We start from the raw sequence: 13,271 nt of genomic DNA on the forward strand, positions 1-13,271 counted from the left end.
GCCCGCAAGGGCCGTTTTCTTTAGAAGTCGTTTTTCCACAAACGCAGCGCGGTGAAGGTGGCCAGCGGCGTATCGACGCGGTCGAGACGCCCGGCCTTCACCAGCTGCTCCGCAATCGCCGGCTCGCGATAGCGCAGGAAAGGGTTGGTCGCCTTTTCCAGACCGATGGTGCTGGGCACCGTCGGCACATCGTGCTCGCGCTTGTCGGTTTCCACCTTCACCCGCTCCTGCAGCGCCACATTGTCCGGGTCCACCACGCGCGCGAAGCGCAGGTTGGACAGCGTGTACTCGTGCGCGCAATACACCTTGGCGTCGTCCGGCAACGCGGCCAGCTTGCCGAGGGAACTGATCATCTGCGCCGGCGTGCCTTCAAACAGCCGGCCGCAGCCGCCCGCAAACAAGGTGTCGCCGCAGAACAGCCAGGCCGGCTCGTCGCTGGCAGCCTCGCGCACGTAGGCGATGTGGCCCATGGTGTGGCCCGGCACGTCCAGCACCGACAGTTTCAGCGCCAGGCCCGGCACGTCAACGATCTTGCCTTCGCCCACGGGCAAAGTGACCGCGGCTATCGTCTCGTTGCGCGGACCGAAAACGGGAACCTGATAATGCTGTAATAATTCAGGAACGCCGCCGATATGGTCAGCGTGGTGATGGGTGAGTAGAATGGCGGTGAGCTTGAGTCCGTTTTCTTTCAGCGCCGCCAGGATGGGTTTGGCGTCGCCTGGGTCGACCACCGCGGCATGTGTGCCATCATGTATCAACCACAGATAATTATCGCGGAATGCAGGAACCGTTAGAACACTGAGAGCTTGAGTAGAAGATATGGTCATTGGATTGCAAAAGGCTAAGCATGGATAAGGCGGGGTCGGAGAAATCCATTATAGCGCTGGAAGGCTGGCTGCAAACGCCCGCAGGTGTGTACATGCGTGCGTGGGAACAAAGCTGTCTCGATAATTTAACAGCGGATATCTTCGGCTACAACGCGGTGCAGATCGGCATGCCTCAAATTGATGCACTCGCAGCCAGCCGCATGCCCTACAAATTGCTGGCCGACCGCAAGCCGCGCGCGGCCGAGGCGCCGCAGCGCGCGGTGGCCGTCACGCTCGATTACACCGAACTGCCGTTCGCCTCGCAAAGCATCGACCTGATCGTGCTGCCGCATGTGCTGGAATTCTCCACCGATCCGCACCAGGTGCTGCGCGAAGTGGAGCGCGTGCTGATTCCGGAAGGGCAGGTCATCATCTGCGGCTTCAATCCGGCCAGCTTGTGGGGCGCGCGGCACGTGCTGCGGCGCGTCGGCGGCACCTCGTTCCTGCCCAAGACCGAGGAGCTGATCTCTATGCCGCGCATGAAAGACTGGTTAAAATTATTGAATATGAGCGCCAGCCAGAGCCACTTCGGCTGCTATGCGCCGGCCTGCCGCACAGATAAATGGCTCAATCGCTACGCCTTCATGGATAATGCCGGGTCGCGCTGGTGGCCGTACTTCGGCAGCGTCTACATCGTACAAGCGATCAAGCGCATGAAAGGCATGCGATTGATCGGTCCGGCATGGACCAGAAAAACGGCAAACGCCCCGGCGGGCGTGCCGGTCACAAACAAACAACGGGAACAGCAGGATGGATGACAAGGTTGAAATTTTTACCGATGGCGCGTGCAAGGGCAACCCTGGCCTGGGCGGCTGGGGCGCGCTGCTGGTGTCCGGCGGCGCCGAGAAGGAGATCTGCGGCGGCGCGCGCGACACCACCAACAACCGCATGGAGTTGCAGGCGGTGATCGAAGCGTTGAGCGCGCTGAAGCGTCCGTGCAACGTGGTGCTGCACACCGACAGCCAGTACGTGCAAAAAGGCATCAGCGAGTGGATTCACGGCTGGAAGGCGCGCGGCTGGAAAACCGCCAGCAAGGAACCGGTCAAGAACGAAGACCTGTGGAAGGCGCTGGATGCGGCGCAGCAGATGCACACCGTCGAATGGCGCTGGGTGCGCGGCCATAACGGCCATCCGGGCAACGAACGCGCCGACATGCTGGCCAATCGCGGCGTGGAAGTGGCGCGCGGGCGCTGATATACTGCTTGTTGGAACTTATTACGGAACACTATGCGCCAAATCGTCCTCGATACTGAAACCACCGGTATCAACCCCAAGCTGGGCAACCGCATCCTGGAAATCGGCTGCGTCGAGCTGAACAACCGCATGCTGACGGGGAATAATCTCCACTTCTACATCAATCCGGAACGCGAATCGGAAGAGGGCGCGCTGAATGTCCACGGCCTGACCACCGAATTTCTGCGCGATAAGCCAAAATTCCACGAGATTGTTGAGCAGCTGCGCGAATACATCCAGGGCGCCGAAGTCATCATCCACAACGCGCCGTTCGACCTGGGCTTTTTGAACCACGAATTCCGGCTGCTGAACCTGCCGGATTTCAACTCGCACATCGGCGGCGTGATCGACACGCTGGTGCAGGCGAAAGAACTGCATCCGGGCAAGCGCAACTCGCTGGATGCGCTGTGCGATCGCTACGGCATTTCCAACTCGCACCGCAAACTGCACGGCGCGCTGCTGGATGCGGAACTGCTGGCGGACGTCTACCTGGCCATGACGCGCGGCCAGAACAGCCTGGGCATGGACGTGGAAGAGGAAGTGGTCAACATCGGCGACCTGCTGGAACCGGTGGCGATGGCCGACATCATCTTCGTACCGGCGTCGGACGACGAGCTGGCGGCGCACGCCGAAACGCTGGCGGGCCTGGACAAGGCGGTGAAAGGCCAGTGCATCTGGACCGCCTCGCTGGCCGCACCGGCTGTGGCATAAAACAGGACTTGCAACAAGCGGGTGCAAGCTCTATAATGCTCGCACTCAACGGGAGGTTAGCTCAGGGGTAGAGCACTGCATTCACACTGCAGGGGTCGCAAGTTCGAAACTTGCACTTCCCACCAGAATTCGTAGGAAAATCAAAGGCTTGCATGAATATGCAGGCCTTTTTTGTTTTCTGCTGAGTAATTGGTCCTCCCTCCAAGTCTTGCGAACGCCGCGACCCTCTCGTAAAGACCCCTGTAATCCCAATTCCTTTAAGTCCTCGTGGATCTGTTCCAAGTCGCTTGCAAATTATGCGCGCCCCCAGGTAGCGCTTAATTTTAGTTGTAAAAAAATATAGAATTATGACAAACTCAACCATGGCAACAGTGCTTGTTGACGTGTCAAAAATTCCTGAGTTGACACCCCAATAGCCGTTTTCGGCGTGAAATGGGCGGTTTCTGCATGGCACGGATTTTGAGATTACTGCGTCTGTTGCCAGCGCCCGCTGGCAGTTCCGATTACGTTTCCATGTAAAGGTGCTTTATGAATTTTCTCTTTCAGTCGGCCTTGCCCACCGCCCCGGTTGCTCGTCTTTCCACCTATACGGCGCCGCCAGCCGATTGGGCCATGCAGTTCCAGGTCAGTCTCAACGAAGAGCATGTGTTTTTGACGATCTTGCGCGACGGCGCCGTTTGCGTCGAACTCGGCGAACGGGTTCACCACTACAGCTTGCTGCTATTGGCGCGGCGGCGCCTGGAAGATGCCCGGCGCGGACTGGACAGGGACAGCCAGGGCTGGATCGACATCGAGCAGCTGACCCGCATGCTGGGATTGGACAGCAATTATTTCAATTTGCAGATGTTGCGTGCGCGGCGCCAGGTTCTCCAGGCATTGCCGCTCGATTGCGGCGCGCCGGTCGTCATCGAACGCCGCCGCGGCGAGGTGCGCTTCGGGGGCTTCCGCATCGGCATCGTACGCGGCGCCAGCGTCGAGGCGCAAGGTGCGCCGGCGCACGGTGTCGTTGTAATCGCGCGTAATGAGGCGTAATGACCTGTAATCGCCAGCGCCGGAGACGCTCGATATAGTGGTCACACGATATCTCCGCATATCGCTAGCGTTGCAAACCGTAGGGCCGTGATCACCTGCGCATGGGGCGTGGGAGCCAATTCCAACTAGGAGAAACTGAAATGCTGAAAGCAATCAAACTGGTGTTCAAAAATCTGTCGAATGACACCAACAATTCGCAAGTCTACATTTATCAACGCAACGTGGTGGCCAGCCAGGCCGAACTGCCGGTCGCCTGGAAAGTGATCGAACGCTGCGGCAAGGGCGATACCAACAGCTTCGATTTCCCGCTCAACATGGAAGTCGGCGTCACGGACAGCTACAACAACACCACGCCCCTGCTGCCTGCCGTGCCGGGCGAGTCGTTTGAAGTCGTCCTGGACAAGTCGGGCGACGTGCTGCAGCAGTTGGGTAACGCCACCGACCCGAACGAGGTGCAGATCAATAACAACATGACCACCGGCGCCTTCTGCGGCGGCATCTACAAGGCCGGCAAGCTGCTGGCGCACAAGACCGGCGTCTACCCGGGCAGCATGGCCTCGTTCAAGTTCAAGCCGTCGATCTGGATCGGCGCCGCATCGCAAGTGGTCGAGGGCGAGGTGATGAACTCGGCCGTGCTGACCCAGACCAACAAGGAATTCTCGCTCGAAGGCATCGCCAGCGCCTCGCTGGTGATGTACGGCGGCGGCATCGGCAAGGATGCGCAGCCGCTGACCTTCTCGATTGAAGACGTGGTCTATTCCTGATATCCCGTCACCCGGTTTGGCGCACAGGGCGGGGCGGCTGCCTCGCCCTGCGCGCCAGTTTTCTTTCTCCTTTCAGTGGAAGCAAAGTGATGAACGATCTCTGTAATAAGAAATGGGAGGGCGGCTCACTGGTCATCAATTGCTGCATCGTGCGCGATCCCCGTACCAAACTGCCCACGGTGCTGACACTGGTGGACAAGGATAGCCCGCCCGGCAGTAACTACCAGCATCTGCTGGCGGGGGAAGACGTGGTCCAGATTTCCCATCAGTTTCCGTCCGGCTGCCGGGTGAACGGCCGCTTCCAGAAGCGCATCCATCTGCACCACGATGGCACCGGTCACGTGGGGGTATGGGCCGACCTGAAATATGGTGTTCGGCCACTGCAGGAATTCGAAGGCTTTCTGGCGCTGTGCACCACTGCGCCGCTGCCGCCCGATCCGCCCGATCCGCCGGTGCCGCCCGATCCGCCGCTGCCACCCGATCCGCCGTTTCCCCCTGTGCCGCCGGACCCTCCTGTGCCGCCGGAGCCGCCGGTCGACCAGCTGGCGTCGCCGCTGATGCCGATCGTGGGCAGCGCGCGCGACGAGCTATTCCCCTACATTTATATGCGCAAATGGCCGCAGCCTTCTCCGCAGGACGTGGCGCAGTGCTTCGTCTCATACGTGCCGTCGACGCCTGCCGATGGCCTGTACGCCGCCTTGCTGGCGGCCACCACGCGCCAGGGCAAGGAAGCGCTGGCGGTGCGCTACATCGAAGGCGATTTGCTGAAGGGCCAGTACATTGCCGGTCCGGCGCAGCTGGTGGGCCGGGCGGCGCTGCTGCCCGAGGCCCTGCTGCTGATGTCCGCGTGGCTGGAGCAGCCGACGGCTTGTCCGGCGCCGTCGCTGCGGCATCAGCTCGCAACGCTGTTCGGCGTCGACGACGCCGCTGCCATGCGCGCGGCGCTGGCAGATGCCGCTTATACCGGCGAGATCGCACAGCTATGGCAAAGTTACTTCGCGCTGGTCATCGTACTCGGCTATCACCGCCCGTGGCTGGAGAGTGTCGCCAACATGCTGGTGGCGAACCATGCGCTCGATTATCTGTTCCAGGTCGAACCGGGTGAACCGATTGAACCGGTGCTGCCGCCGTTGACGCCGGCGCCGGTGCGACGCCTGCTGATGGCGACCATCGTGCTGCCCGCGCCGGTATTCCCGCTGCCGCCGGCCGTCGCCGGTCCCGCCGGTCCGGGCGGCTGGATCGAGCCATATGCCATCGGCGACCTGCACATGGTGCGGCAACGCTTGCTGCGCTACGAGGTCGGCGAGATCGCTCACATCGAAAATGTCATGCGCGGCGAGCGTAAGGAGATCGGCCGCCGCCGCGTGCAGCGCCAGCACGACAGCCGTCATAACGCCGACAGCCGCGCCGAGCTGCAGGACAACCAGGCCGCCGACCAGCGCAACAGCCTGTACGAGGAAATGCGCGCGACCGTGGCCGATCAAAGCGTCGCCAACCTGTACCAGGATTTCACCAGCAGTTATGGCCCGCCGACCCTGGCGACCCTGAACGGCATGTGGACGCAGCAGACCTTGGGGGGCCGCCTGCCGGCCATCCACGACGCCACACGCTATGCGCAGGAGCTGCTCAACCGCACCGTCGGCCGCATCACGCGCACCGTCAGCCAGGCCCGCACCAGCAGCACGCTGAACCAGACCGAGGAAAGCGTCAGCAGCTTGATCGACAACTCGGCCGGCAACGGCAAGCTGATGGCCGTGTACCGCTGGCTGAACAAGGTGTACGAGGCGGACGTGGTCAACTACGGCAAACGCCTGTTGGTGGAGTTCATGGTGGTACGCCCGGCCAGTGATTTCATCCATTCCCAGCAGCGGCTGGACGGCGCCTCGTTTGCGCGGCCGCCTACCTTGGCGCAGGCGCAGGTGCTGTCGTTCCAAGATATTCAGTCGGACAACTATGCCGCGCTGGCGGCGCTGTACGGCGCCTGCGACGTTGAACCGCCGCCGCCGGCTACGCGCATGGTCTCGGCCACGCTGCGCAGCGGTGACGAAAAGCTGGTGCCGCTGCCGGATGGTTACAGCGCGGCCGGCGCGCAAATCAACTATCTGGTCTCGGCGGCGGACTTGCCGGCGCCCGTGGTGCTGGTCGGCACGCAGAAGTTCGAGAACGGCGTCGCGCCGGACTCGCCTAGCTACGGCCAGCAGAATGCGATGCCGGTCTCGGTGAGCGCCTACCTCGACGCCTTTCCGGCGCCACCGGCACCGACGCCGCTGCCGCCCGCGCCGACACCGGCGCCTGCACCGGCGGTTGGCTATGCGGCAGCGGTTGCCGGTCCTGCCGCCGTCGCCGTGCCGCCGGTGACTGATCCGGCGCCGCCGCCCGTGTCGCCGCTGCCACCGCCCAAGCCGGACGCGCTGGTCAACGTCGCCATCGTCTGCGACGTCGGCGCCACGCTGATGGACGACTGGCGCATCCGCACCTACGGCGCCCTGGAGCGCGCCTATCAGGCGCAGCTGCAGCGCTACACCGAGCTGGGCGCCGCGCGCAACAGCTGGCGCGGGCCGGTACGCTCGCAGCTGGCCAACCGCGACATCGAACGCGGTGCGCTGCGGCGCGGCTGCACGCGGCTGCTGATGGAGCGCTATCTGGAGCGGACCGGCGGTATGGACTTCGGCGAGACCGGCCCGGCGCCGTCGGAATTCGATGTCAACGAGCCGCGCTACCTGCAGTTCTTCGACGAGCTGTTCGAGTGGCGCGAAATGAGCTACCGCTGGTACGGCGACCTCGGCGGCGGCGCCATCGGGCGCGACGACCCCGGCGCCGGCGAGGATGCGCAGTTCACCGCCTTTCTCAACGCCGACATGGCGCGCGTGATGCTGCCAGTGCGGCCGGAGCGCATGCTGGCGCTGCTGTACTTCCTGTCGAGCGGCATGGTGTGGGATGGCGACAACCGTCATGCGCCGGTCAACCAGAGCGACCTTGCCGTCGTCGGCGATCTCAAGCAAGCCCGCATGGAGGGCGAGCTGGCGCCGCCGCCGCGCCGCGTCGGCGACAGCTGGGAAGTGCTGGTGCCGACCACCATGCAGGTCCTGGGGGAGGCGCTGTGATGGGCGCGCCCGGTGTCCCGCGGCACCTGCCGTGGAATATCCAGCCCGGCTTCGGCGAGCTGCCGGTCGGCAGTATCATCGCCTTCGCCGGCAACGTCGGCGCGCCGCTGCCGGATACGGCCCAGCCAGTGGACCCGCCGCCGCCGGCCGGGCCGCACGTGACGACGGCGCTCGAAGCCTTCGGCTGGATGCTGTGCGACGGTCGCGCGCTGGATCGCCACCGCTATCCGCAGCTGTTCGCGGCGCTGGGCTGGCAGTACGGCGGCGACCAGTCGGCAACGTTTTACCTGCCCGACTATCGCGGCTATTTTTTGCGCGGCGTCGACCACGGCCGCCACACGGGGCCCGAATACGGCGAACGCAGCGTTCCCGCCGGCGGCACGGGTACGCCGGCGCAGGTCGGATCGATCCAGGGCGACGCCGTGCAGAACCACGAGCACGGCTACATCAAGCCGGGGCCGACGCTGGTGCAGGGCAACGCCGGCGTCAATTCTGCCGTACCGGGCAAGACCGACGTGCTGACCGATCTAGGGCCGACCGACAACCTGGTCGCGGCCGACAACACCGTGCGCGTCAGTACCGAGACGCGGGCGATGAATATCTACGTCAATTATCTGATCAAGTTTACCTACGGGCTGGCGCCGACTTTTCCCGGGATGTAATGGCGTGTAATCGACAGTCCGGCCCCGGCAGCCGATGATGGGCTGGCCGCCTTCCTGGCGCGCATGACATCCATCCATGAACTAGAGGAGTGAAATATGAAGCCCGATTTGATCCTGTCGCAAGTACAGCAGTTTGGCCTGGACTCGCTGGCCCTGCAGCAATTGATGGAAGACCACGAGGCCTTGGTTCAGCGCTACCTGGCTACGCCCGGTTCCAATGTCGTTGGCGTCTCGGTGGCCCTGAACCCCGACGCCAATGCCAGCCGCAGCGACCGCCTGGCCCTGAAGCTGTCGCTGAAACATAAGGACGGGATCGCGTACGACTTGCGTAGCCCGCAGCATCATTGGCCGCTGATCACCGAGGTGACGGGGGAGATTTTCGCCAAGGGCGGCAGGGCCGCTGAGGCCCCCGAGCCGCAGGAGAGCTTGGCGGCAGGCGAGGGCTTTCGCAATAAAAATCGGCCGGTGCTGGGCGGTATTTCCGGCGGCCCTGTCGGCGGCGACACGGGCACCATTGGCTGCCAGGTCAAGGCAACGGTGAAGGGCAAGGAGACTGTCTACATGCTGAGCAACAACCACGTGCTGGCCGACTCTGACGCCCTGCCGCTCGGGACCGCGATTATCCAGCCGGGCAAGGCCGACGGCGGTGTCGCCAGCGATGCGGTCGCCAGCCTGTCCTGCTTTGTGCCGCTGGGAGCGAACGGCGGCACGGCCGAGGTGGACGCGGCCATCGCCGCCTACACCAAATCGGACTTGTACATTCCCCTCATCCGCAGCGCCGTCGACAGCGCGGTCAGCATGGCCGGGCCGGTCGTCGCTCCGACCCTCGACATGGTGGTGCGCAAGAGCGGCCGCACCACCGGCCGCACCCGCGGCACGGTCTACGAGATCGGCGGCACCTACACCGTCAATTACGCCGAGCCCGGCGACCCGCCACGCACCATCATCATCAAGAACGCGTTCAAGATCCGGCCCGACAGCGGTCACTTCAGCGAAGGCGGCGACAGCGGGTCGGTGATCACCACGGGCGACCTCAACCAGCCAGTCGGGCTGTTGTTAGGCGGTCCGAGCGACTGCTCCTACACCCTCGCCAACACGATGTCGGCGGTGCTGGCCAATCTGGAGGCGGTCATGCCGGGCAATCCGAAGTTTGTTGTTCTATACTCGTAAGCGGCAATAAGCCGGCGCGCCGCGCCGGCACCGTCTGCGGGAGAGGCGCCATGACCGATATCATCGATGTTGCACAAGCTCATGCCGGGCGACTGATGGGGCGGCCGGGCGTGGTGGGCGTGGGCGTGGGCCAGCGCGGCGGCGAACCGGTGATCGTCGTCTCCGTGCTGGCGCTCACGCCGGAACTGTCCGCCTCACTGCCGGCGCGGCTGGACGGCCACGCAGTGGTGGTGGAGCTGACCGCCGAGCTGCGGCCGCAGGGCGGCGGCGGTTGAATGGCCCTCAGTCTTGCTGTAAAATCAGCCCCTCATCTTTGCCGATCGCTGCCCGCCGTGATGAATGCCGACGATACCCTGACCAGCTCCGTGTCGATGCCGGCGGTGCGGCCGCCGTCCTTGCTGGGCTTGACGCTGCTGTGGCACCCCGATCCCAGCCGCGCCGGCCAGCAGTGCGTGGTGCCTTCCGCGTCCGGCCTGCTGGCGTTGCAGCGCCACGAGCCGCTGTTCCAGTCGGCCGGCCAGGCCGGCGCCGCCCTTGAACACCGCTGCATCGCCCGCGCGCCGCTGCTGATCGCACGCCGCGCCGACGACAGCGTCCAACTGACACTACCGGATAGCGCCATGTCCGTCGCCGTCGACGGCAACCGTCTCACCGAGCGCGAGACCGTGCTGACGCGCGAGCAGATCGGCCGCGGCGCGGTGCTGGAGTTGGGCGGCCATGTCCTGCTGTGCCTGCATTGGATGGGGACGCCTCCCGTACACAATCCGCTGCCCGGCGTGCTGGGCGTGAGCACGGCCGCCGCTGCCTTGCGCACGCAAATCCGCCAGGTGGCGCAGACCGAGTTGCCGGCGCTGCTGCTGGGCGAGACCGGCACCGGCAAGGACGTCGCCGCGCGCGCCATCCATGCGGCCAGCCGGCGCGGCGGACGGCCCTTCGTCGCGGTCAACATGGCGGCGCTGACGGAGTCGCTGGCCGCCGCCGACCTGTTCGGCGCCGTCAAGGGCGCCTACACCGGCGCCCAGCACGCGCGCGCCGGCCTGTTCTCCGAGGCCAGCGACGGCACCCTGTTCCTCGATGAGATCGGCGACACGCCGGCCGTGATCCAGCCCATGTTGCTGCGGGTGCTCGAGAACGGCGAATACCGGCCGCTGGGCGCGCGCCAGAACGCGCACTCGGCGGCGCGGCTGATCGCCGCCACCGACCAGGACCTGGGCGCGCGCGCCTTCAACCAGGCGCTGCTGCGGCGCATGGAGGGCTATGTGATCCGCCTGCCGGCGCTGCGCGAGCGGCGCGAAGACATCGGGCTGCTGCTGTATTTTTTCCTGCGCCAGTGGAACGAGCAAAACGGCCTCGACGTGCAGTTGCCAGTGGCGCTGGTGAGCGCGCTGTGCCGCGAAGACTGGCCCGGCAATATCCGCCAGCTGGGCCAGGTGGTGCGGCGTCTCGCGCTGATGCTGGCGGCCGGCGAAACGCCGCAGCTGGCGGCGCTGCTGGCGCCCGTGGCCCGCAGCGCGGTGGCGGCTAGCGCGCCGGTGCCGCCGCCGGTGCCGGCGGCGACACCGAAGTCCGCGCGCGCCAAGTTGAATGCGTTCAGCGAACAAACCATCGTCGATGCGATGGAGTCGACCGGCTGGCAGATCCAGAGCGCGGCGCGCACGCTGGGCATTTCGCGGCCCTCGCTGTACAAGCTGCTGGAGACGCATCCGCAGATCCGCCGCGTGGAAACCATCCCGATCGAAGAGCTGCGCCAGGCGCTGCAGCAGCACGCGACCGATTTGGTCAAGTGCGCGTCGATGCTGCGCACGCCGGGCGAGGCCTTGCGCCGGCATTTGCGCGTCATCGGCCTGCTGGCCTGAGGCCGGAACGGTCGCGGTTCCGGCCAGCCTTCCCGCAGCTTTTAGCGCAGCTGATTACTCAGCGGTTGCCGTTATCCGCCACATCCTTGCCGCGGCCGGAACCGACTTCGCTTTCGGGATCGAAGGAGAACACGCGCACGTCGGGCTCGATGGCGCCGCCGCGGAAGATACGCACAGTCAAGATCAACGACATTTCCCAGCGTCCCTGGCTATTGCCGACGTTGAGCGTGCGCTTCCACTCCTGCGTGACGATGCGGTCGGTGAGGGTTTCCTCGGCGTCGCTGGTGAAGTCCAGCGCCATCTGGTAGGTGGCGCCGATCGGCTGCACGAACGGCGAGGGCGCCGAGTAGCGCACCGTCGGCGGCTGTTGGTGCTCACCGGGCCGGATGTACAGGGGCTTGGGCTGGGTGACCAGGCAGGCGTCGATCACCTGGAACGAGGTGAAGCGGTCTTTCTTGCCGGAGCCGACCACGCGGAAGTGGAACACCTCGCTTTCGCAGAAATAAATCTCGGCCTCGAACATGCCGGTCGGATGCACCGGCTGCTGGCCGTCGGGAGAGGTGAACTGGTGGACCAGCTGGTCGCTGATCTGGTCGGCGTCGAAGCCGACGGTGAGCACTACGTCTTTCGGGAACGGGATAGTGGTGGTCATGGTTGGGTTTCTTGATAGTGATAACGGCCATCGCGCCGCAGGGCCAGCAAATCCGGTTCGGCGTCGATGAGGTGGATGGGGTAGCCGAGCGCCCGGGCTTGCACTATCTGCGCCAGTGCGGCGCTGCGGTCCCCGCTGATTTCCAAAGCAATCGCTGCCCTGAAATGGATGTCCGCGCCGTCGGGCGCGAGTGCCAGCGCGCGCCGCGCCAGGACGGCGGCCTCGCTGCGGTGTGAGAGCTTGGCCTGGTACAGGCCCATGCGTGAAACCAAGGTGGCGTTGGCGGGCGAGCGGTCCAGCTGGGGTTGCAGCAACAGCACCGCTTGCCGGTAGGCGTTGCGCGCGTCGTTCTCGCGGCCGGGGATCCAGCGCAGCGCGTCGCCCAGGTTGGCCCAGTGCAGGTACTGGTTCGGGCTGCCGTGGCTGGCCGATACCGCCAGCGTGAAGTTGGCCTCGGCGCCGAGGTAATCGCCGCGATAGAACAGCGCGCTGCCGAGGCTACTGTACAGGCGGCTGTTGGGCCGCACCTGCAAGCCTTGCTGCAGCACGTGCAGCGCCTCGTCGCCGCGGTTTTCCCGCTCCAGCGTGGCGTGCAGGTTGGCGTAGGCGTAGACTACGTCGGGCTCCAGCGCCAGGCTGGCGCGGAAGGCTTGTTCGGCCTGCGCGTAGTGGCCTTGCTGGAACGCCAGCTTGCCGCGCAAGTCCTGGAATATGCGCTGCTGCGGATAGGCGGCGATTCCGGCCTCGACCACGGCGGCGGCCTCGCTGAAGCGGCGCAGGTCGATCAGCAAGTCGCCCAGGCCCCACAGGGCGAACAGGTTGAGCGGGTCGAGCCGCAGCGCCTGCCGGGCTTCCTGCTGCGCCTGCTCTTCATGGCCCTGGTATTCCTCGGCCCAGGCGCGGGCCGCGTGCGCCAGGGCCAGCTGGCCGTCGGCCGCCAGCGCCTGCTGGGCGGCGGCGGCGGCACGCTGCAGCCAGACCTCGTCGCGGCCGTCGCTGAAGTAGCGCAGGCTGTAACTCAGCGACAGCCCGGCGGTGGCGCCGGCGTGGCCGGGCGTGCGCTGGAGGATCGCGTTGAAGCATTCGGCGGCGCTGTCCAGGCTGCCGGGGCGGTCGGGCAGCAGCAGCGCGGCCAGGCCGGCGCGCAACTGGGCGCTGTCCGACAACGGCGCCGTGACCAGTCCGCGCGCACCCAGGGTCCAGGCGGTGGCGGCCAGCACG

Annotated in this window: 13 protein-coding genes and 1 tRNA gene; 11 read left to right on the top strand and 3 right to left on the bottom strand. The window is 65.3% G+C overall.

The annotated features are described in order from the left end of the window. Positions 1-20 precede the first annotated feature (20 nt). Positions 21-827: a hydroxyacylglutathione hydrolase gene (gloB, locus tag GJ695_RS15155; protein ID WP_154366071.1), complete on the bottom strand. Its 807-nt coding sequence runs from the start codon at positions 825-827 to the stop codon at positions 21-23. Positions 828-847: 20 nt separating this feature from the next. Between gloB and GJ695_RS15160 the strand changes: the two genes are divergently transcribed. The 11 genes from GJ695_RS15160 (at position 848) to GJ695_RS15210 (ending at position 11,398) form a co-directional block, all read left to right on the top strand. Beyond that, on the top strand, positions 848-1,624 hold the full coding sequence (locus tag GJ695_RS15160; protein ID WP_154366073.1) for a class I SAM-dependent methyltransferase: 777 nt from the start codon (positions 848-850) through the stop codon (positions 1,622-1,624). After that, positions 1,617-2,060, top strand: coding sequence for a ribonuclease HI (gene rnhA, locus GJ695_RS15165; RefSeq protein WP_154357628.1), 444 nt, complete (start codon positions 1,617-1,619; stop codon positions 2,058-2,060). Before GJ695_RS15160 ends, rnhA begins: the two co-directional genes overlap by 8 nt. Before the next feature lie 33 nt (positions 2,061-2,093). Then, the gene (gene dnaQ, locus GJ695_RS15170) at positions 2,094-2,810 is read left to right on the top strand and encodes a DNA polymerase III subunit epsilon (protein ID WP_154366075.1); all 717 of its coding nucleotides are present in this window, start codon (positions 2,094-2,096) and stop codon (positions 2,808-2,810) included. A 50-nt stretch (positions 2,811-2,860) separates the two neighbouring features. Continuing rightward, positions 2,861-2,935: transfer RNA gene (locus GJ695_RS15175), tRNA-Val, on the top strand. Between the two features lie 403 nt (positions 2,936-3,338). Beyond that, the gene (locus GJ695_RS15180; RefSeq protein ID WP_154366077.1) at positions 3,339-3,842 is read left to right on the top strand and encodes a hypothetical protein; all 504 of its coding nucleotides are present in this window, start codon (positions 3,339-3,341) and stop codon (positions 3,840-3,842) included. A 140-nt stretch (positions 3,843-3,982) separates the two neighbouring features. Further along, complete coding sequence (locus GJ695_RS15185) at positions 3,983-4,606, top strand: RhiA family protein (RefSeq protein ID WP_154366079.1); 624 nt, start codon at positions 3,983-3,985, stop codon at positions 4,604-4,606. A gap of 89 nt (positions 4,607-4,695) precedes the next feature. After that, entirely contained in the window at positions 4,696-7,710 is a 3,015-nt protein-coding gene (locus tag GJ695_RS15190) for a hypothetical protein (protein WP_154366081.1), read from the top strand. Further along, positions 7,710-8,372: a phage tail protein gene (locus tag GJ695_RS15195; RefSeq protein WP_154366083.1), complete on the top strand. Its 663-nt coding sequence runs from the start codon at positions 7,710-7,712 to the stop codon at positions 8,370-8,372. The genes GJ695_RS15190 and GJ695_RS15195 overlap by 1 nt, the downstream gene beginning before the upstream one ends. 96 nt (positions 8,373-8,468) lie before the next feature. Then, on the top strand, positions 8,469-9,542 hold the full coding sequence (locus GJ695_RS15200) for a hypothetical protein (protein WP_154366085.1): 1,074 nt from the start codon (positions 8,469-8,471) through the stop codon (positions 9,540-9,542). Positions 9,543-9,592: 50 nt separating this feature from the next. Then, positions 9,593-9,817 carry a hypothetical protein gene (locus GJ695_RS15205; protein WP_154366087.1) on the top strand — a complete coding sequence of 75 codons (225 nt, stop codon included), beginning with the start codon at positions 9,593-9,595 and terminating at the stop codon, positions 9,815-9,817. Positions 9,818-9,877: 60 nt separating this feature from the next. Next, entirely contained in the window at positions 9,878-11,398 is a 1,521-nt protein-coding gene (locus tag GJ695_RS15210) for a sigma 54-interacting transcriptional regulator (RefSeq protein WP_166455234.1), read from the top strand. 58 nt (positions 11,399-11,456) lie between these two features. On the opposite strand, the gene GJ695_RS15215 is transcribed toward GJ695_RS15210, so the two are convergent. Next, entirely contained in the window at positions 11,457-12,050 is a 594-nt protein-coding gene (locus GJ695_RS15215; protein ID WP_154366091.1) for a hypothetical protein, read from the bottom strand. Next, the coding region (locus tag GJ695_RS15220) for a tetratricopeptide repeat protein (RefSeq protein ID WP_154366093.1) at positions 12,047-13,271 on the bottom strand (1,225 nt) is incomplete at its 5' end. The genes GJ695_RS15215 and GJ695_RS15220, both read right to left, overlap by 4 nt.

The organism is Duganella alba, from assembly GCF_009674495.1.
GTDB lineage: Bacteria > Pseudomonadota > Gammaproteobacteria > Burkholderiales > Burkholderiaceae_D > Rugamonas > Rugamonas alba.

Coding starts and splice junctions, on each gene's coding strand:
- GJ695_RS15200 (WP_154366085.1), top strand. CDS start 8,469: ATGAAGCCCGATTTGATCCTGTCGCAAGTACAGCAGTTTGGCCTGGAC.
- GJ695_RS15185 (WP_154366079.1), top strand. CDS start 3,983: ATGCTGAAAGCAATCAAACTGGTGTTCAAAAATCTGTCGAATGACACC.
- GJ695_RS15160 (WP_154366073.1), top strand. CDS start 848: ATGGATAAGGCGGGGTCGGAGAAATCCATTATAGCGCTGGAAGGCTGG.
- GJ695_RS15210 (WP_166455234.1), top strand. CDS start 9,878: ATGAATGCCGACGATACCCTGACCAGCTCCGTGTCGATGCCGGCGGTG.
- GJ695_RS15180 (WP_154366077.1), top strand. CDS start 3,339: ATGAATTTTCTCTTTCAGTCGGCCTTGCCCACCGCCCCGGTTGCTCGT.
- gloB (WP_154366071.1), bottom strand. CDS start 827: ATGACCATATCTTCTACTCAAGCTCTCAGTGTTCTAACGGTTCCTGCA.
- GJ695_RS15195 (WP_154366083.1), top strand. CDS start 7,710: ATGGGCGCGCCCGGTGTCCCGCGGCACCTGCCGTGGAATATCCAGCCC.
- rnhA (WP_154357628.1), top strand. CDS start 1,617: ATGGATGACAAGGTTGAAATTTTTACCGATGGCGCGTGCAAGGGCAAC.
- dnaQ (WP_154366075.1), top strand. CDS start 2,094: ATGCGCCAAATCGTCCTCGATACTGAAACCACCGGTATCAACCCCAAG.
- GJ695_RS15190 (WP_154366081.1), top strand. CDS start 4,696: ATGAACGATCTCTGTAATAAGAAATGGGAGGGCGGCTCACTGGTCATC.
- GJ695_RS15205 (WP_154366087.1), top strand. CDS start 9,593: ATGACCGATATCATCGATGTTGCACAAGCTCATGCCGGGCGACTGATG.
- GJ695_RS15215 (WP_154366091.1), bottom strand. CDS start 12,050: ATGACCACCACTATCCCGTTCCCGAAAGACGTAGTGCTCACCGTCGGC.